This window comes from Pedobacter sp. MC2016-14, from assembly GCF_020991475.1.
Classification (GTDB): domain Bacteria; phylum Bacteroidota; class Bacteroidia; order Sphingobacteriales; family Sphingobacteriaceae; genus Pedobacter.
Genome location: NZ_JAJMPA010000003.1, coordinates 679385 through 700228 on the forward strand (window position 1 = coordinate 679385; position 20844 = coordinate 700228).

General features: G+C 37.5%; 15 protein-coding genes. 5 read left to right on the forward strand and 10 right to left on the reverse strand.

Features of this window, described 5'->3' with window-relative positions; translation table 11 throughout:
* Positions 1 to 11: 11 nt before the first annotated feature.
* Positions 12 to 737, forward strand: a complete 726-nt coding sequence (locus LPB86_RS18380; protein WP_230692871.1) for a glycosyltransferase family 2 protein — start codon at positions 12 to 14, stop codon at positions 735 to 737.
* A 2-nt stretch (positions 738 to 739) separates the two neighbouring features.
* On the opposite strand, the gene LPB86_RS18385 is transcribed toward LPB86_RS18380, so the two are convergent.
* From LPB86_RS18385 to LPB86_RS18415, 7 genes are all read right to left on the reverse strand, one after another.
* Positions 740 to 1585 (reverse strand): beta-1,6-N-acetylglucosaminyltransferase, encoded by an 846-nt coding sequence (locus LPB86_RS18385; protein ID WP_230692872.1) that lies wholly within the window; start codon positions 1583 to 1585, stop codon positions 740 to 742.
* Positions 1586 to 1708: 123 nt separating this feature from the next.
* Entirely contained in the window at positions 1709 to 2803 is a 1095-nt protein-coding gene (locus LPB86_RS18390) for an acyltransferase (RefSeq protein WP_230692873.1), read from the reverse strand.
* The gene (locus tag LPB86_RS18395) at positions 2781 to 3995 is read right to left on the reverse strand and encodes a glycosyltransferase (protein ID WP_230692874.1); all 1215 of its coding nucleotides are present in this window, start codon (positions 3993 to 3995) and stop codon (positions 2781 to 2783) included. The genes LPB86_RS18390 and LPB86_RS18395 overlap by 23 nt, the downstream gene beginning before the upstream one ends.
* Positions 3996 to 3997: 2 nt before the next feature.
* On the reverse strand, positions 3998 to 5440 hold the full coding sequence (locus LPB86_RS18400; RefSeq protein ID WP_230692875.1) for an O-antigen ligase: 1443 nt from the start codon (positions 5438 to 5440) through the stop codon (positions 3998 to 4000).
* 139 nt (positions 5441 to 5579) lie between these two features.
* Positions 5580 to 6791: a glycosyltransferase gene (locus LPB86_RS18405; protein ID WP_230692876.1), complete on the reverse strand. Its 1212-nt coding sequence runs from the start codon at positions 6789 to 6791 to the stop codon at positions 5580 to 5582.
* Between the two features lie 2 nt (positions 6792 to 6793).
* Entirely contained in the window at positions 6794 to 8950 is a 2157-nt protein-coding gene (locus LPB86_RS18410; protein ID WP_230692877.1) for a lipopolysaccharide biosynthesis protein, read from the reverse strand.
* Positions 8951 to 9652 (reverse strand): TolC family protein, encoded by a 702-nt coding sequence (locus LPB86_RS18415; RefSeq protein WP_230692878.1) that lies wholly within the window; start codon positions 9650 to 9652, stop codon positions 8951 to 8953. It abuts the gene before it with no gap.
* A 78-nt stretch (positions 9653 to 9730) separates the two neighbouring features.
* On the opposite strand from LPB86_RS18415, the gene LPB86_RS18420 reads away from it, so the two are divergent.
* The 4 genes from LPB86_RS18420 (at position 9731) to LPB86_RS18435 (ending at position 18559) form a co-directional block, all read left to right on the forward strand.
* Positions 9731 to 10348: a DapH/DapD/GlmU-related protein gene (locus LPB86_RS18420; RefSeq protein ID WP_230692879.1), complete on the forward strand. Its 618-nt coding sequence runs from the start codon at positions 9731 to 9733 to the stop codon at positions 10346 to 10348.
* 212 nt (positions 10349 to 10560) lie between these two features.
* Positions 10561 to 15489 carry an Ig-like domain-containing protein gene (locus tag LPB86_RS18425; protein ID WP_230692880.1) on the forward strand — a complete coding sequence of 1643 codons (4929 nt, stop codon included), beginning with the start codon at positions 10561 to 10563 and terminating at the stop codon, positions 15487 to 15489.
* A 1-nt stretch (position 15490) separates the two neighbouring features.
* The gene (locus tag LPB86_RS18430; RefSeq protein ID WP_230692881.1) at positions 15491 to 16420 is read left to right on the forward strand and encodes a type IX secretion system membrane protein PorP/SprF; all 930 of its coding nucleotides are present in this window, start codon (positions 15491 to 15493) and stop codon (positions 16418 to 16420) included.
* Between the two features lie 6 nt (positions 16421 to 16426).
* Positions 16427 to 18559, forward strand: a complete 2133-nt coding sequence (locus LPB86_RS18435; protein ID WP_230692882.1) for an OmpA family protein — start codon at positions 16427 to 16429, stop codon at positions 18557 to 18559.
* A gap of 155 nt (positions 18560 to 18714) precedes the next feature.
* On the opposite strand, the gene LPB86_RS18440 is transcribed toward LPB86_RS18435, so the two are convergent.
* The 3 genes from LPB86_RS18440 to LPB86_RS18450 form a co-directional block, all read right to left on the reverse strand.
* Complete coding sequence (locus tag LPB86_RS18440) at positions 18715 to 19785, reverse strand: sugar transferase (protein WP_230692883.1); 1071 nt, start codon at positions 19783 to 19785, stop codon at positions 18715 to 18717.
* The gene (locus LPB86_RS18445; RefSeq protein WP_230692884.1) at positions 19766 to 20155 is read right to left on the reverse strand and encodes a two-component system response regulator; all 390 of its coding nucleotides are present in this window, start codon (positions 20153 to 20155) and stop codon (positions 19766 to 19768) included. The genes LPB86_RS18440 and LPB86_RS18445 overlap by 20 nt, the downstream gene beginning before the upstream one ends.
* A 181-nt stretch (positions 20156 to 20336) precedes the next feature.
* Complete coding sequence (locus LPB86_RS18450) at positions 20337 to 20798, reverse strand: YMGG-like glycine zipper-containing protein (protein WP_230692885.1); 462 nt, start codon at positions 20796 to 20798, stop codon at positions 20337 to 20339.
* Positions 20799 to 20844: the final 46 nt, after the last annotated feature.

The window sequence follows — 20844 nt, forward strand, 5'->3', positions numbered from 1 at the left end:
ACTATAAAAAGATGAAAATAAGTGTTTTGACTCCATCATTTAACTCAGGTAAATACATTGAGCGAGCTATTCAGAGTGTAATTGATCAGGATTACAAGGATTACGAACACATTATAACAGATGGTGGCTCTAAGGATGATACATTGGACATCATAAAAAGATACAGCCATATCAATTATATTTCTGAACGTGATAAGGGTCAGTCTGATGCCATGAATAAAGCATTTAAGATGAGCAACGGGGATATTATTGTATATCTCAATGCAGACGATGAGTTTTCTCCAAATGCCTTTAAAACAATTGCCAAAGCCTTTAAAGATTATCCGGAAGCGGATATGATAGTTGGAAATTTAATTTACCTGGCCCCTGATGAAAAAGTGACGCGAATACCTTCAAATAAATATTTAGATATTGTACGCTACTGGCTTAATTTATTCCCGAATAATCCGGTAAGTTATTTTTATAAGCGCAAGGTACAGGTTGAAATAGGTGAGTTTCCAGTTGACAATCATTTTGCGATGGATGTATGGTTTTTATTGAAGGCATACCAGAAATTTAAAGTAAGCAAGGTGGATGCAACTCTGGGTATCTTTCACTCTGATGGAAACAATAAAACTGCCTTAACGGATACAGGTGTGAACTTGCATAAAACCGTAAAAGCGCATATAAAGAATGACAACCCGATGTTATTACCTTATTTTTACTATAGATTTATCCTTGCCAAATTTTTTAAATAAACCTAAAGTACATTTTCATCAAGATGGTTAAGAATAGCTTTATCTATCCCTTCATCAAACTTACGTGCGAAAAAGCAATTTGAATCTTCAATCTTATTAAGATCTGAGAGTGTTAATGTTTTTGGACTGGATTTATTTTCCGACCAATCAATATATCTTAAGTTGTTGTTCTGCAACCTGTTTTTTAATGGAGAATTATATAAGATACTTTGAAAAAACAACTCATCTGAGCCCCAACTGTAAGTAAAACTACTATATATGTGTTTATGTTCTTTAATAAAATTTAACACATAGCGGGCACATTCACTGTCAATGGTAAACCATTGTGACTTCCCTGTCAAATGAAAATCTTTTGGAAAGGCTCGCGTTGGAAGTAAAGCATCCATAATCCGCTCAACTTTAAATTTGCCAAAAAACGAAAAATCAGCTAAATGATAGCGGTTAAAACGATCTTTTGACTTTTGAACCCATGGATCATTTAAAGGTAGAAATTCCATAAACGCACCCTCAGATTTATTTTGAAGAAATTGATGAAACTCAGAAAGCTTTCTGACAGGGTAATCCTGACCACTCAACAGATTGATATATTTTACAGATGGTGCTATCACCAGCAACTCTTCTAAGCTGTTCAACGTAGCCTTTATCTGGCTAAAACCTCCCCAATTTACAGAAACCCGTTTCTTTACAAAGTGTATCCCCGGACTATTAAATAAGTCCTTAAAGCCTTTAATATCTGTCTTACGATCCAAATGGACCATGATCAATGCATCGGGGTGCCACAGACTTAAAACCAAACGCCTAAGCTGATTTGGATCTTTATGCGCTAAAATAATATGGCCTACTAACATTCCAATTGATCTATACAGTTAATACTTTAATATACGATATCCGCCGCAAAATAGCACAACATTAGTAGATAAAACCCCATAAAGAACAACAAATACCTCATAATGTATTGACTATAAATCCCCCTACTTAAACTTCAATATTGCTTTATCATGGTATTTCTTTCCTAGTTTGATGAAGAATTTTTCAAAATACACATAACTTAACCAGGCAAACAGAATAGAAAAAACAACTGTCAATGTAATTAGCGCAATACTGGATTTAATTGCAAAAAAACCTAATAAACTACCTACTATCCCATATGTTATGGGATGCAGCAAATATAAAGAATAGCTGATATTACCGAAAAATTGAAGCACATCTTTTAGGTATTCATTAAAGCTTTCAAAATCGAATTTGTAAAACAGAAAACAAATGACAGTGATATAAAATGATAAGATCATTTTATTTAGCCCGGTTACCAGCTGAACAGGTTCTCCAAAAACCTGATAAGTATAAAACAAAGCAGAAAATACAAGAATTAAAATGCCTGTTATGATGTTTTTTCTGGGCACTAATCCACCAATTGAGCCCAATGCTATTCCGGTAAAAAAGTAAAAAATCTGCCCCAATGGATTAACATAATTAGACCACTGTGCACCCAGTGCAACATTTGGGTCCAAAATATAAAATGCAAAATAATATAAAGCAACAAATGACAAGAGCAAACTCATGTAAATAAATGCCTTATTTATCCTTCCTAAATAGATAATGAATGGAAAAAAAAGATAAAAGAAAATTTCATTACCGATAGACCAGGCACCACTTGCAATAAACCCTTCAGGTCTGATTGCACCAGGAATAATGGTAACATTCAGGACTATTTTTTTTAGCGTCATTATTTCAGGATTATACTGAAAAATAAGGGTTAAAATTGTCGCCAGCCATAGTAAGGGCACCAATCTAAAGAACCTTTTGATATAAAAACCAATTAAATCTGATTTGTTAAGGTATAACCTATTGGCGTAAACGATATATAAAGTAATCCCACTTAAAATATAAAAAATAGATACACCATAAATTTTAAGTTTGCCAAGCATAGAAGAGGAATCAACCTCACCAAAAGTAAAAAGATGCATATGATAGGCCAAAATGCTTAAAGCAGCCAATCCTCTTAAATAATCTATTGATTCAACTCTTAAAATAGTCTTTTTTGGGCTATTGTCCATTATATGTTGCATTGTTAGTTTTTATGGCTTTGTAAATTTCCCGCACACTAGCTTCCCAGGTATGCTGGGCAGCAAAACGCTTTCTTGATTTTTGTAAATCAACACTATCAGTTAACCTTGCCTGCTCAAGGTATTCCAGGTACTGTTCTTTCGTATCTGCAAGAAAAACAAAGTCAGCAAATACCTCCATACTTTCCGTTCTTGTAGCTAATATGGGCTTTCCAACAGCAAGGTACTCGTCAATCTTTCGCGGGTAATTGCCAATTGTAACTTCGTTTACTTTTTGGGGATTCATGCAAACGTCAAATGAATTGACATACGCAGGAAGTTCGTCAGGATTTTTAGACCCTAGAAAATGTACATTTGTCATTTTATGTAAACCACTTTTAGCAAAGTCGCCATCTTCAGGACCAACTAGTACTACATTCCAGTCTGGTTTCTGTTCTGCAATATATTTTATCAATTCAAGGTCTAGCCGCAATGACTGCAAGGCTCCCACATACCCAAGTATTGGAGCTTTAATTGTGTTCATATCATTAGGAACAGCTTGCTGATCTGCATCCAGAAAGATATCTATTTCACAGCCCTGACCAACATAATAAGAATGGGGGTTATACAATCCGCACAATTTTGCCAGGTATGCTGAGTTGGCTGTACATACATCACTTTTGGCCATCAGTTTCGGTTCTAATCGTGAACCATGATGTCTCCAATAGTCTACCCCAATTAAATAATCCCTGGAATAATAAATACTGCTGTCAGGCTTTAAATAATCCTTCAAATAAAAGCTCCTGAAAATATCGTTATCGTTGAAAAGCAGGTAATTCTTAAACTGGAGTTTTTTAACCGCCTTAACAATAGAATTAGAAAACAGCTTATTATTTGAGCGGTTTAAGAGGTCAAATATGAAGTTAATTTTAATCCAGTTGATGGATTCGATAACCACATCAGGGTAATACACCCATAAGTTCGGCGCTATCAGCTCCAAATCTTCAGCCTCGCCACTTAAAATCGCTAGCCTCTTTTTAACATCTTTATCATTCTTTCTCTTAATTTTAGTAATTCGGTCAAGTGGTGAATTGACATATAAAACACGGTTGTGTTTACTAAATTCAATCGCTATGTTTTTGCAATTACTTCCTATCTCCGTATCCCAGGGTTGCAAACCGACAACAATAATATCCCTGTTTTTAATTAAAGTCATGATTATAATTTAGATAATTCTTCTTGCTGCTTTTCTTTATCAAGAATTAAGGTAACATTTATCAATGCTACAAACAAGTAAAAATAAATACTCGTTGGGAATTGTACCAATGCTTCCTGAGGATAATTCCCAATGTTCAACGCAAAAATGATCAGTACCATGGCTAAACAGTAACCTTTCAATTCAGGATCCTTAATTTTATAATAATTCGTAATCCCTGTTTTTAGGATGGTAAACATTAATGTACAGAACAATATCAACCCCACAAACCCCAATTCAACGGCTACCCTGACATAACCACTATCAGGTGGAAAATGGGCCAGGTAAGAATTAGGCGCAAATCTCTCTCCCCAGGTACCAGTTGCGCCCAACCCACCACCAAAGGGATGGGTCTGTATAAATGGTTGTATGCGTTTCTGATTGATTCCACGTAAATTAAAGGAAGGATCGTCTGAAGGTCTAAACGCAGATTGAAACCTAATCAAATTTTGATTGGATGTAGGCATATAAACGAGGATAGCCAAAAAGATCATTCCTAGTATTGATAAACCAAGTACTCTGTAATTAAACTTCAATATGGCTAATAAAAATATTGCTGCAGGTAAAAGAACGTTTGCCCCTCTGGTACCGGAATACAACATATTCAACATAAAGAAAACAACTAAAAAACCCAGAATGATTTTCTTATACACCTTCATATTATTCATCATTAGCGTCAGGCACAATATAGAGCTGGTTACCATATTATAAGAGAAGGCTACGGGATCAGAAAATATTGACGACTTCCGCCAATGACCTGCAATAAAATACAACGTAGATAAATTAGGGTCAGAAGCTAACCAATCTTTCTCAAATTGAAAGAAGCCCAGGTGTTCAGACTTAAAGGCATATAGTGCAGCAAAAAAGGCCAATCCAATCCAAAGTTTAAGTATAAGCCTCACAAAATTTACCGTCCTTATCTGGGTCATAAAAACAAAATACATAATCATTACTGCCGCAACAGACCTAATTGTATATACCCAAGCCAATCTTGATTCAGCCGTAGGATTGAAGAATTGTAACAAATTATAGCCTATCCAGGCAAGGATTATGTAACTAATTGTGTTTTTGAACTTCTCCAAACCAGGATTTTGTTTCTGATAAATCAGAAAGCCTAAAATTAGTAGCAACTCAAGGCCGTCCATAACGGTTCCTAAAGGAAAATGAACCCCTAATCTACTTATAAGGGCAATCACATAAGCAAAAGTCAGAAGAATTACGATTCCAAATTTTGGATAGATAATAACTGATATCGCCACAGGAATACCTATCAATATTATAAATACTAAAACTCCGAAATTTAATCCATAATAAAATGTACCTAGTGTTAATAAAATCGCCAATGGAGCTGTGACTGCCAGCAGCATTAATGGAGTAATCTTAGACAAGGCAATTTTAAACTTCATAAATAAATACAACCAGGATTATAAGAACACAAGTTTTATAAAAAAATAATATGTCGAAGCAGCACAAACGATGCAAGCCACGTAGTAGCAAAGTTTCTCTAATCTTTTTTTGCTCTTTATTAGCTCCTCTTCACTTTTTTTATACGGGTAGATTTTCATTAGGATCTGAATTTATACCGTTTATGGATTCGTTATGGTAGTGAGTAGTCGCAACAGAAGCCTTATTTGCATTCTTGCTTTTTAACAATGAAATAACTTGTAAGTAAATAAACTTTGGAATGTTAATTAATGACTTATATATCCTGGCATCTACTTTTGCCCTGACCAAAGCGAGATAAAAGCCTAAGATGAAAAGCAAAAAAGCAATACACCATATTAGGAAGGCAGTTAAAGAAATGAATATGTTAATGAACATGAAAATGCCCGAAGCGATAATAAAAAGAAACAGCGGTGGTCTTAAAAGCACAATCCCAAATAGAAATTGATTGCAGTTCCATTTTGTAATTCCAGCCCATAATATGCCAAATCCAAGCTTGAAATATTTAAACCAGGTGTTGATCCAACGACTGCGTTGTTGCACCAATTGCTCAGACTTAGATGTCTTTTCATCATATACAAAAGCATTTTCAGCGAATGCAATTCTAATGCCCTGCTTAACCAGCCAGTTTTGTAGCACCTTATCAAAACCGGCTCCAGTCACCGGATTTTTAACTAAGAACTCATAATAAAGTTTGGCCTCAAATGCCATTCCAGACCCTGCAAGCGTGGCCGAAGAACCCAATTCGAATAGAACCTTACCATCATAAAAATGATAATAAATGTCACGTGCAGCATCCAGCGAAGCGATAGTAGTATTTAAGTTTTTAGCTTCGCGTACCCCCTGAACAGCAACAAAACCTTGCTCGAAAGCAGTATTCAATTGATTTAAGTAATCGGCATGGACCAAATTGTCACTATCTATAATTGTAATGCGATCATGAACCCTTAAAAAATGATCCATGGCATACAAATGAGACTTTGTATTACTTGCCAGTGTTTCTTCTGGCCGCAATAAAACAACACGTGAATCATTAAAATTAAGTGCAGAAATATCACATTTATCTGCTACAATATAAACCAGATAGTTGGAATATTTTAATTTTAATATGGAGTCTACAACAAAGGGTAATGTATTAGTCTGCTCATAAGCAGTTACAATGATTCCATAATCAGCTTCTACTGAAGGAAGCTCAATGGGTTGTTTTAATTGTTTTCTGAAAATTAACCATAATAGATACAAAAATACCGGGAAAACAAGGTTATACCCAATCAGCAATTGTAAAGCAATAAATGGCACCTCAAATAACCACATAATTATTTTTTTTCTGGGACTTTATTCATCACCCAACCTGTGAATAAACCTGTATTCTTTAAATAATTGGCATAGTATAATTTCTTCCTGTCAATTGTTTGCCCATAATTAAAAATGCCAATTACTTTGTCTGCAAAGGAAATCCATTCTTTAGGTTGATTTAGTACTTCAAGTGCTGCAGTTTCAATAATAATTAAATCAAACCATTGTTTAGCCCAATCTAACTTTTCCCTGATTTGTTCATAACTCGCAACCTCAATTAAAGATGCGTCACCTCCCCTGTTCTTTAAAACCACCAAAGAAGACTCTCTGAAATCCGTTTGAATAAAACTTTTCCCCTGTAAAAAATCTTCTACATAAATTGTGGAATTTGAACTGTTACTGATCTTCGGACTACTAAAATTACCATCTATAACCAACACCTTTTTATTGGTCATCATCCAGGCAAAAGCAAGGCTCATAGCAACAAATGTCTTACCTTGTAAGGGCGTCATGCTATTTACCACCAGAACTTTACCTTTAAGGTCATTTTCAATTTCATAACGAATAGACCTCAACTGGTTTTTAAGTTCAAGTACGGGAACAGGTAGCTCTTCATCATGTTTCCATATCCCTTTTAGATCTATAGAAGGAAGATTCAAGGTGCTTAAACTTCCTATAACCGGAAGTTCTGTTTTATTGGATAGTTCTTCAGCTGAAAGAATACTGTGATCTATTAAAAACAAGACAAATAGTACTAACAGCACTATTACTGCCGTAATTATACCACTAAGAATTACCAGTAGCATTTTTTTAGAAGGTTGCGCCAAACCTGGCATTCCCATTTGAACTACATTAAGCTTAATGGATATACCAGACTCCAAACTACTCTGGTTGTATTTATTCAGGATATCTAAATATTCTTTAGTAGCAATGTCTATGCTCATTTCATAAGACTGCACTTCGGCTTCTTTCGGAACAAGCTGATCAAAATCTTTATTCAACTTATTAATTTCACGTTCCAATGCATTGATGCTATATCTGGAAACGTCAAGCTTAACTTCTAAATCTAATTTTTGTTCTATTAAAGCCTGCTTGGTTGCTAAGGGATTGTTAATATACTGATCTGAAGATCGATTGATTTCAGCAGTGAGTTGCCTTTGCAAAGAATCAATAGAAATCTTATACTTTTCATCAAAATCACTTTTATAATATTGATCATACAATGCACTCAATTCTTCTTTGGTACCAACAATATCCTGGTTTACTTTAGACAACGCAGCCTCAATATACCGGCGTTCACCAGGGCTAAACTTTCTATCAATTTCATTCAGCGCACCAGCATAAGACGAAGTATTTTGTACAGCTTCCTGCTTTTTATTATCAAAATCTACAATATTTGAATATAACTGTTTGGATTGCTCATCCAAATTTAAAACACGGTTATTGATCTTATAAGTGCGAAGTGCTGCCATTTTCTTGGTCAGTGTATCGCTTTTCTCTTTTAAAAGTTGTCCTAAGAAATTAGTTGCTTTAACTTGATTTGTCTTTACAATTGTAGAGTAGTACGCTACAAATTCATTGGATAGTGAATTTACAACAAATGCCGATAATTCTGGATCTTCGGATTCAAACTCAACAATAATAAAATCACTTGAGCCAGAACGATAAATATTAAGTTTTTCGCTTAAGCTCCCACTATCATAACGCACTGATTTAATAACATTAAACAGACCATTTTGATCCTTATCCCACAAATTCAAAGGCATTTTCTTTCGATACATTTCCCGATATACCTCCAGTGCATGCGCTTTAGCATTTGGATTCAGATCTTTTATAGCCTTACCAGGCTGTCTAAATGGTTTACTTGTAGTCAGATCATTAATAATCAATTTGTAGGAAATCTGATCAAGCATTTTCTTCATCTTCATCATGGTAATCAGGTTATTAAATTCCTGATTAGCTTGCTCACTAGGTAAAACACCCTGATTTAAGATAGACTGTTGCTGATATTGCTGGGTTTCATCCACAATACCAGTTGCAATTTGTACTTGAGATACATATGAATCAGAAAGATTCCTTACAAGAAAATAAGTAATGATTACTGTAATTACAGGAACTATAATCAGAACCAGTAAATACTTCTTAACGATATTTAGGAATTTTTTTACCTCGTCCATTTATTTTATTTCTTCGAGCTTTTTAACAGTTAGTTCTTCTAAGGCTGCTTTAGCAGTTAGGTAATTTCCTTCAATCTGTAATTTTGTAGTCAATGCTTGATTGAAGGCAATAGAAGCCTCGTTGTAAATCTGTAAAGTTACTTCGGCTCTTTGATAAGCAATTTTTATTGATTTGAAGTTATTTTCAGCATCAAGGTAAGCATTAGTTGCTGGGATGACAGATTTCTGTGCTTGTATGTATGCAAAATATCTGGTTTTAACGGCTGCTTCCAGAGAAAGATCATACTCATCCCTGTTATATTGTGCGATCCGAACTTGTTCCTTTGCTTTTTTAATTTGACTCGGCTTTGCTAATAAAGACCCAGGGTTGATTGAAATACCAATCTGATAGCCATTTAAAATATCTGCTGTTGTTACATTGACTAAATTTGAACTTGCCCTATTTGAACGAGAAACATATTGGAAAGAGAAGGGCTCTAACCAGGAAATCTTAACTCCCGACAAATCACTTTTGGCTGCTTTTATTTCACTTTCAAATGATTTTAACCTCGGATAATTTTCTTTTGCAGCCGCAATTAGCTTATTTAAATAGAGATAAGAAATTTCACTGAGTATCGCTTCCTGAGCTCTAAGATTACTGACAGGTCCTATTAAACTGAAAAATAGTAACCATAAGAATAAAGAGTATCTTTTTTTGTTCATAAACTAGCTAAGTAATGGTCAAATATATATTTCTTCTTCAGAATATGCTAATATTGTACCATATAATAAATCATAAATATGGCATCACTCTCAGAGCGAGTAAAAAACAATCCTAAACTCAAAAAGATTGTACATTGGATGATTGTTCCCCGGCACGAAGCGCGACCCCGGTTATGGATTAAGTTATTTGTAAATCCATTTGTGCATAAAAGAGGAAAAGGCAGTAAAATAAGAAGAAGAACCAGAATTGACGTTTTGCCTTTTAATAAATTTGAACTGGGCGAGTATGCTACTATAGAGGATTTTAGCACCATAAACAATGGCGTAGGACCTGTGTTTATCGGCAATAGGACTTTAATTGGAATGAGCAATGTGATTATCGGACCGGTTACGTTAGGGAATAATATTATCATTGCCCAAAATGTGGTAATGAGTGGCTTAAATCACAGCTATCAGGATGTACATCTACCTATCTCACAGCAAAATGTAACCACTTCAGAAATCAGGATTGAGGACGATTGCTGGATTGCCGCAAATGTAGTTATTACTGCCGGGGTAACTATTGGAAAACATAGTGTAATAGCTGCCGGAACAGTTGTTACCAAAGATGTGCCCCCCTTTTCCATTGTAGCAGGAAATCCTGGGAAAATTATTAAGAAGTACAACGGCGCGACTAATTCCTGGGATCGGGTTTAAATTATCGGGGAATTGCTTGCTAGTAACGGGAAGTATTTCCTCAAAAAAGAATGACAAAATAGGTGCTAAAACTAGCAGGTGTTTTAATTTTTATGGATTTTAGTATGATGAGGCTTATAAAAGCCTTTAATGTATTAAACCAATGATATAAAGCGGTCAAATGGCTTTATATTTGCCTTTAATTGTGGTGTTATTGACATTATTTTAAACTTATGATAAAATTTTTACGGTACTCCGTATTCTTTTTAGTGTGGCTTTGTTTTATACCAAAGTCTTTTGCTCAATTTCCATACGTGGAAAGTTTTAGAGCTGCTACGGCACCTGGAATCACCTTTGGTGGCGCACCAGCTGCATTTTTAACGGCCTCCGGAAATTCTTCTCTTGGGGGCACACCAATTGATCCGGTTGGAAATGGATATCTTCGCTTAACCAGTGCAGCCAATAACCAGAAAGGTTATGCCTATAGTACTTCAAATTTCCCTTCCAGCAAAGGACTAAGGGTTGAATTTGAATACTATATCTATGGCGGAACCGGTGCCGATGGGATCAGCTTTTTCTTATTTGATGCCACAGCTAATCCATTTGTTATCGGTGGTTTCGGTGGTTCGTTGGGATATGCACAGATTACCACTACTACGCCTGTCTCTCCCGGTGTAAGCAAAGGCTATCTCGCTATTGGATTAGATGAATTTGGTAACTTTTCGAACACAAACGAAGGTAGACAAGGTCCAGGAATTGGACAGGTGGCTGGATCAATTACACTTAGAGGTAAGGGAGATGGCGCAGCATTAACCCCAGACAATTATACTTATTTAACAAGTAAAAGGTCTTCAGACCTAGGTATAGATTTGGTGGGTAACGGAAGTGAGCGTATGCCGGACTCTACAAATGTGGGCTACCGCAGGGTACTCATGGAACTGGAGCCCAATCCTTCCGGTGGTTATTTCATTACTGTTAAACTGACTCAGGGAGGTACACCACCGCTGATGCCAGTAACCATAATCGACAGATTCCCCTATGCTGAAATCGCGCCTGCTAATTTACGGTATGGATTTGCTTCTTCCACTGGTGACCAGACCAACTTCCATGAGGTTAGAAATGTGGCCATTTCAGTATTTGATGAAGGCTCACTGGTAGCGCCAACCGCAAATAATGATACACAAGCTGCCTGTCCTGGCAACCAGAGCAGCACCAATGTTTTTGCCAACGACATCACGACAAATACAAATGCGGTCATTGAACCTAGTACCATAGACCTTAATCCTGCACTTGCCGGATTTCAAAAAACTTTCACCATTGCCGGTAAGGGTACATTTACCGCCAATGACAACGGTACCGTAACTTTTGTGCCTTTATCATCTTTTACCGGAACTGTTGCAGCCGATTACACCATTAAAGACAATTATGGAAAAACATCTACTGTTGCGACAGTAACCTTTAACTATATAGCTGCAGGTATTACAGCTGATGCCGGGCCGGATGCGGTAATCAATTATCTTGGATTGCCTTTGAGTTTTACATTGGCAGGAAATGACCCTGGCATTGGAAATACAGGCGCATGGACTCAAATTTCAGGCCCAAGTGTAGCTACTTTTGCCAACAATACTTTATATAATACTACCGCCGGAAACTTAGTAGGTGGTGCATATGTATTTAGATGGACGATAACAACGGCCGGTAGCTGCCAAAGCTTTGACGATGTAACGGTTTTGGTCAATCGCCCTCCTGTCGCCGCGAACGATGAAGTGAGTACAAACCTTGAAACAGACATCGCTATACATATTCTTGACAATGATTCAGATCCCGATGGCAACCTAACAATTGTAAAGTCATCTGTTGTAATTACTGCACAGCCAGCGCGTGGAACGCTTGTACTGGATGCGGTTACCGGAGATGTAATTTATAGACCTAATGCAGGCTTTATTGGAAATGACTCTTTTGTTTATACGATTAAGGACATTTACGGTGTAGTATCCAATCAGGCCATTGTGAATATACATGTGGTGCTTACACCAATTGGCTTAAATGACGTAGCTACTACTCCTACCAACATTCCGGTTACTATCCCTGTGCTGGATAATGATCCTGGTAAAACCGGCGCAACAGTTTTACCAGATTTGTTACCTACTCACGGTACTTCAGTAATTAATCCTGACGGCACCATTTTTTATACGCCTACACCGGGTTATAGCGGATTAGACTCCTTAAAATATGTGATAAGAAGCAGTAGTAATGTGAATTCTGCGCCAATTACAGTGCTGATTAATGTGAAGCCGGTAGGGGCAGCTGATCAGGCTACTACAACGGTTAATATACCTGTTTTAAACAAAGACATTAAAGCCAATGATTTAAGTAAAGCTAATACAACAGTAATTCCAAAATCTAATCCTGCAAATGGTACTATAGGAATTAATCCTGACGGTACCATTAACTACACGCCATTCCCTGGTTTTATCGGTAAAGACTTCTTTAATTATGCTTTACTTACAGCTGATGGTGTCCAATCTGACAACATTCTTTTTACCATTACGGTTAAGCCTGTCGGTTCTAATGATGTTTCTAGTACAGTTTCGAATGTTCCAGTTACCATATTGGTTAAAGAAAATGATTTAAGTGGCCCGGTAACCAATGTAAGCCTTTTAAGTCCTCCGGCTAATGGTACTGTGGTACTCAATGGCGCCGGTAATCCAGTATATACACCTACACCTGGGTTTTCTGGTACAGATAGCTTTACCTACACTTTGAAAACACCTGATGGATTGACAGAGTCTGATGCAATTATGGTAAACATAAATGTCCGTCCAGCTGGTTCGCAAGATGGTGCATTAACGACTACGAATGTTCCACTGACCATTCTGGTTAAAGACAATGACATCAGTAAAACCGGAACTACAATAACCCCTGGTACACCACCTGCAAATGGTACAGTTACGTACAACGCCGCTGGCAATCCGGTTTATACGCCGGCAACCGGATATTCTGGTAAAGATACCTTCACTTATTTATTAAAAAATGGTGCTTTATTTTCAGATCCTATAACTGTAAATATTGATGTGAAACCTGTGGGTAGTGCTGACGTAAAAACGACACCTATAAATGTTCCTGTAACCATTTTAGCAAAAGATAACGACCTTAGTAAAATTGGTACGCAACTTAGTCTTGCTACTACACCTTCAGCTTCAAAAGGAACGGCAGTTGTAAATGCAGATGGTAACATTGTATTTACACCAGCAGCCAATTTCTCTGGTGAAGCTGTTTTCACTTATATCTTAACAACTACCTTAGATGGATTGGTGTCTGACCCTATTACAGTTACTGTAACGGTTAAACCTATTGGAGCAGATGATTACAAATCAACCAATACCAATGTGGCCATAACCATTCCTGTTAAAGATAATGATGTGAGCAGTGCAGGTACCACCATTTTATTTGCAGATATGCCAACTCATGGTTCTGTGGTATTGAATGGAAGTGGTATACCTCTTTATACGCCTGCTAACGGATATTCCGGAAAAGACAGCTTTACCTATAGATTGCAAACTGCAGACCTGGTTAATTCTGATCTGATCACTGTAAATATCGATGTAATTCCGGTAGGATCCCCAAATACAGCAAATACAACTACGAACAATCCTATAGCAATTCCTGTTAAAACAAATGATTTAAGTCAAACAGGTACATCAATTGTTTTAACTTCAAATCCTCCTAACGGTACGCTTGAATTTAATACAGCTGGTGAAGTTGTTTATACTCCACTGCCTGGTTATTCTGGAATAGATAAATTTACTTACAAGCTTCGTACTACATTAGACGGTTTAGAATCTGAGCCAATTGAAGTCACCGTTACGGTAAAACCAACAGGTATTACTGATCCTGTTACTGTTAACTCTAATGCGACTTTAGTACCTATTCCCGTTAAGAACAATGACCCGGGTGCTACTGGTACCACCGTTAGTATAAATACACCACCATTACATGGTACGGTTACTATAGGTGCAGACGGGATCCCTGTTTACACACCTACACCTGGCTATTCTGGTCCGGATAGTTTTACCTACAGGCTAACTACAGTACCTGATGGTGTAGTTTCTGACCCAATAACGGTTAACATTACAGTTAGGCCTTCTGTAGTTATTCCTGCACCACCATTAACGGTTTCAACGCCGATAAATACACCTATAGCTGTACCTGGCATTCCATTACCTACAGGCGGCACTGTTACCTTCCCCACTTTACCCCTTCATGGCACTGTAGTCTTTAATCCGGTAACTGGTGTGGTAACGTATACTCCTGCTCCAGGTTATACTGGTCCTGATGAATTCTTTTATGTAATTACCGACCCGGATGGCAATACTTCTGCTCCGGCAAGAGTAACCGTAACTGTAACTACACCTGCGAAGATTGGTTTGGCGAAGCAATTGAGTGCCGGCCCAGTTAAAAATGCAGATGGTACGTATACGATGACGTATACTTTTACGCTTGTAAATATTGGTGATGTAGCTGTAGATCGGGTATCTTTAACAGATAACCTAGCCACTACATTTGGAGGAAATGCGGTTACTGTAACGAGGTTAAATGCATCTGGCCCATTACGCGTTAATAACAATTATAACGGCACCTCAGTAACAGAATTGCTCTTAAATACAAGTTCAATGGCTGCTAAATCTAAAGAAACGGTGGTACTGGAAGTGAATGTAAGACTGGACAAAAAAGATGGAACTTTTTACAACTCTGGATTTGTTGAAGCTTATAGTGTAACCGATGGAAGCAGAACTTCTGATCTTTCTACCAATGGAGTTAATCCAGATCCTATTACTGCGGGAGATTTTAGCTCTTCTGAATTTACACCTGTTAAATTGGTTCTTCAAGACATCTTTATCCCGAAAGGCTTCTCTCCTAACAACGATGGCATCAACGATTTCTTTGTGATTGAGAATGGCGGAGGAAAAGTAATAGCGCTTGAAGTTTATAACAGATGGGGTAATTTAGTACACCGCAACAAAACTTACGCAAACACCTGGAACGGAAAAACCACTGAGGGTATTCATATGGGTGATGATGTTCCTGATGGAACGTATTATTACATCATTACTATTGATGGACAAGACAGACGTGTGGGTTACATTACAATTAAACGATAAAATGAAAAGATTAAAAGGAATTATAATAGTACCCCTACTGCTGATTTGCAATAGCCTTATGGCACAGCAGGACCGGATGTACACACAATATATGTTCAATACCCTGGCTGTAAACCCTGCCTATGCAGGAAGCCGAAACGTGGTTTCGGCCACGGCTCTTGCAAGAAGTCAGTGGACAGGAATTGAAGGCGCACCTAAAACAGGAACATTTACCATTGATGCGCCTATTATGAACAAACGGTTTGGGATTGGACTTCAGATTTTTAGTGATAAGCTGGGTGCAGAACAAACTAATGGTGCCGCATTGAGTTTCGCCTACCGTATTAGAATGGAAGAAGCAACTTTAAGTTTTGGTGTTCAGGGAGATTTAAGTCAATACAAAGCGAACTTAACAGATCAGCCTTTGAGTTCCCTACCTGCTTATGACCCTGCTTTTGCGAATAACATCAACAAAATGCTTTTCAATTTTGGTACTGGGGTATATTACAATACAGACAAATTTTACCTGGGGCTATCTGCTATGGATTTGATGCCTAACAGCCTGTCTGCTGAAAATTCATCTGGCACTAAACTGGCCGGCAAACAGTCTTTACACCTCTTTCTTGCTTCAGGCTATGTATTCCCGCTTTCGGAAGAGTTTAAATTAAAACCTTCTGTTTTGATTAAAGGAGTTAAAGGTGCACCAATTGAAGGAGATGCAAACTTAACCTTCTGGATTAAAGACGCCATAGGCATTGGCGCTGGCTACCGCTCTGCGGCTGATGTTTCTGCCCTTATTGAAATCCAGGCCACTCCTCAGTTTAGAATTGGTTACAGTTACGACCGAAGTACAACGCAACTTCAAAACTTTAATTCGGGAAGTCATGAGATCATGATCCGTTATGAATTCGGCTTTGAAAAAGGTAAAATTTTATCTCCTAGATTTTTCTAATCAACTATGAAACCAAACGCAAATAAATTTATATTGATCCTTTCTTTGTTGGTTATTATAGCTGGACAAAGTTTACGTGCCCAGTCATCTGGTGACGATGCGGCAATGAAAAGTGCAACAGCTGCTTTTAAAGCGCTAAAATATGCATCCGCCATTAAGCAGTTGAGTGTCATTGTAAGAAAAGATACAGGTAACGTTAAAGCCATAGAAATGCTGGCTTACAGTTATAAAATGACCAATAATTATGAAGGGGCCTTAGACTGGTATGATCAACTGATCAGACAAAAAGGAGTTAAACCTGAATGGGCATTGAATTATGCTCAAGTATTGGCCAATGTGCAACAATATGAACGTTCTGAAGGCTTTTACAGGAAATACCTTTCTTTAGTACCGGAAGATAAACGTGCGGCTGCTTTTTCTGCCAGTAACATCTCTAACATCCGTAGAAATTCTGGTCACTGGAAGTTAGGTTTTACTAACCTGAATACAAGTAGTGCTGATTATGCACCAGCCTTTTATAAGGATGGGTTGATGTTTAGCAGCAATAGAAAAACCGGAACGTTATCTAAAAGAGTTTGGCAATGGGATAATACACCTTTTACAAATTTGTATGCAGTTGCAAAACTGAAAGACATTAAAGTGGTAAATCCGGATAGTATTATTGGGGCGGCCAAGCCTGGTACCATGCAAAAAACGCGTTTTAACGATGACGATACCCCGCCTACCAGCAACGACACGAGAACACTTGGACAGTATACTGCAACTGTTGAGCGCGATGTACTTAGCGCTGTTGGGCCTAAACAGGAATACACAAAACTCTTGCCTGGATTAAATACCAAATACCATGACGGTGCCGCTGCAAGTTTTCCTGATGGCTCTGTAATTTTTACCAGGAACAATTATTACAAAGGCTCTGCTAAGAAGAGCAAAGATGGCATTATGAAGCTAAAGCTTTATATTGCTGAAGGTGCAACGTTAGGTAACATCACGGAGTTTCCTTACAATAGTGATGAATATTCTACCGGACACCCTGCTTTGAGCAAAGACGGCACGATACTGGTTTTTGCATCGGATATGCCTGGCGGTTTTGGTGGTACTGACTTATACTATAGTGTAAGATCTGGATCCGGGCAATTCACCAGACCTGTTAATTTAGGCAAACAGATCAATACTGAGGGAAATGAAATGTTCCCAAGTTTGGATAAAGATGGCAATTTATATTTTGCTTCAAATGGTTTGGCAGGCTTAGGCGGCCTGGATATTTTTGAAGTGCCTTTGAAGGAAATGAGACCAGTTGCTGCCCCCCATAACATGGGTGCTCCTATCAACTCACAAACGGATGATTTTGGTTTGATTATGGCCGATGACTTAAAGTCTGGCTACTTAAGCTCAAACAGAAAAGGGAATGATGACATCTACCGCTTTAACCGGGTATCTTACCGTATTATCCTTGAAGGTGTGGTGAGGGATTCGAGAACTAAACTTCCAATTCCTAATGCGAGAATTTTATTCCGCTCACTGGATGGCGCAGATACCGTACGTACAAATGGAAAAGGTGAATATAGAAAAGATATGCCGAGAGAAACAGATTATGAGATGACAACTCAAAAAATCAGTTATGTAAGTAATATGGGCTTTGTAAGCTCTGAAGGTATTGAGCAGGATTCTACCATCAAAAGAGATATTTTGCTAAGCAAAGCAGAAAGTAAACAACAGTATGTGTTAAACCACTGCGACTCTATGAAGCGGGTATTTGCAGTTCAGAACATCTATTATGATTTGGACAGAGCAGAGATTAGACGTGATGCCAGACCCGCATTAGATGATCTGATAGACTTAATGCGTAAATATCCTGAAATAACTGTAAATACTTCAAGCCATTGCGATAGTCGCGCATCTGAATCTTACAACAGGGATCTTTCTCTGCGCAGAGGTGAGAATGCCAAAGCATATCTTGTTGCAAGAGGTGTTTCTCCAAGCAGGGTTAGCGTTGAGTACTATGGTAAAACAAGACTGGTAAACAGATGCTTTGATGGGATGCCTTGTTCTGAAGCAGATCAGCAGTTGAACAGACGTACCGAGTTTGATGTAATCATCAATGGTGTAAACATCACCAGAACAAACTGCGACGATATGTAACATTCCTCGCCTGGCGGGGTTGTTCCTTCCTCATGAAAGTTAGGTTTGCATGAAATGAGGATTGCTACTCATTTCTAAATCACTAAGCATACAAAGAGATCATAAAAAAGCCTATCCGAAAAAACGGATAGGCTTTTTTATGATCTTGTTTTAAGCTATACTTGCTCTTTTTGAACTACAGCAGGGAAAGTTTGCAGGATGATTTTAAAGTCTAGCCAGAATGAATAATTCTGCGCATAGAAATTATCCAGCTTTTTACGTTCTCTTTCAGACATATCAGCCTTTCCTCTTCTGCTTACCTGCCATAATCCGGTTAAACCTGCAGGACCAAGAAAACGCATTGACCATTCATTAGAAGTCAGCATTTCTGCTTCATACAGTGGCAATGGACGGTTTCCTACTACAGACATATCGCCGAAGAAAACATTTAAAAGTTGAGGCAGCTCATCTATACTGTATTTTCTGATGAAGTGTCCAAATTTAGTGATTCTTGGATCATTCTTTAATTTCACAAAAGTTGTGGCGCCGGTTTCTGACTTGTCATATTGATTAAGTTCATTACTTAACGCCTGAAGCTCATTACTGGCATTGGCACGCATAGAACGAAACTTGTAGAAGTCGAACACCTGATACCCGGTCCCTACCCTTTTACTTTTAAAAATAATTGGCCCCTTAGATTCAATAGCAATGATAATGGCTACAATTAATAAAAAAGGAGAAAGCACTAATAAAACCATACCTGAACTTACAATGTCAAATATTCTTTTGTAAATAGGGATTTTGTACGTAACATCAATTTTAGCAAGGTCTGCCATCTGAGGTTTGATGAGTTTAAACTTCACCAAAAAAATGATCCGCTCGCAAAGATCTTCCAATGGAACCGGAGACACATAAAGGTCATTCACTTTATGCTTCATCGCCATTTCCCTGATTTCGGGATCTGCAGATTTAGAAAGCAATACGATAACCAATCCTTTTAATAAAGGATCTTTCTTTATTGACCTGATAAATTCAAAAGATTTCACTTTATCATCTACTTCCATCACAATGACGTCTGGTAAATTGAATAAAGATTGGTCTTTAAGGTAATTAATGCAGTCTTCTATAGTAGGTTCCTGATGCAGAAAAAATGTCTGCTCTAACCTGGGTAAAGCTTCCTCTTTAAAAGATTCCCCGGAATAAAGTAACCTGATTGGATTTTTTGAACTAACCTCGGATTGAATCATACTTTAAGAAAACATTAGAAATTGCTGTTTTTAATTGCGCAGGATTGAATGGTTTTGGGATGAAATCATCCACGGTGAAACTCATTTTAGATACCAATCCTTCTAAATCACTGGCACCTGATAAGATAATTACAGGTGTATGTCTGTAAAAGCCACTTATTTTTAGATTGTAAATGAATGAACTTCCGTCAAAATAAGGCATTTCAAGATCTGATATAATTAAGGCGGGCGAATGGCCTTCTTCCAACCAGGTTAAGGCCTCCACCCCGCTGGTTTTGATAATTAAGTCATATTCAGCAGATAAAACAAAATTCAACAATTTGAGAATTGTGATTTCATCATCTACGATAAGTATTTGTTTCTTAGACATACCAAATTAAATATTCCACATCCATTTAATAAACGAACATACGAAATTATAACAGAATGTGCTGAATTTTATACTATAAAAATCAAAATTGCCATTATTGGCAAAAAAAAAGCTGAAACATATGCATTTATGTTTCAGCTTTTAAATATAACATTAAAATAATGTTAGCTAATGATTAGCACTATTGAGCACGGCCAGACTTTTTATCTTCACCACGGCCAATAAGATAACCAGCACCTGCTCCGGCTACACCACCGATAATAGCACCTTTTCCTTTACCAATTAACGCGCCACCAACTGCACCAGCACCGGCCCCTATTAATGTACCTTTTGCTGCACTACTCCAACCTTTCTTTTTGGTTGTGGTGGTAGTAGTGGTAGTTTGACTTGTTGCAGGTGCTGCATTGGCTGATGCCCGTTGCTCTGCAAGCATAAGCGTACGTTTCTCTTCTGCTACTCGTGCCACTTCTTTCTGACGATCTGCTTCTTGTTTTTGCATCACAACAGCTTTATTCAAACTGTCTAACCTGATACTGTCTTTTACAGCTTTAACGGCAGCTTGCATAGCAGCTTCTTCTTTTGCTTTATTTGTACATGCCGAAAAAACGACAGCGATTGCGAATATTGCGAATAACCTTTTCATAATAATAAATTTAATTTGTTTTGTTAATGATAACTTAGAAAAAATG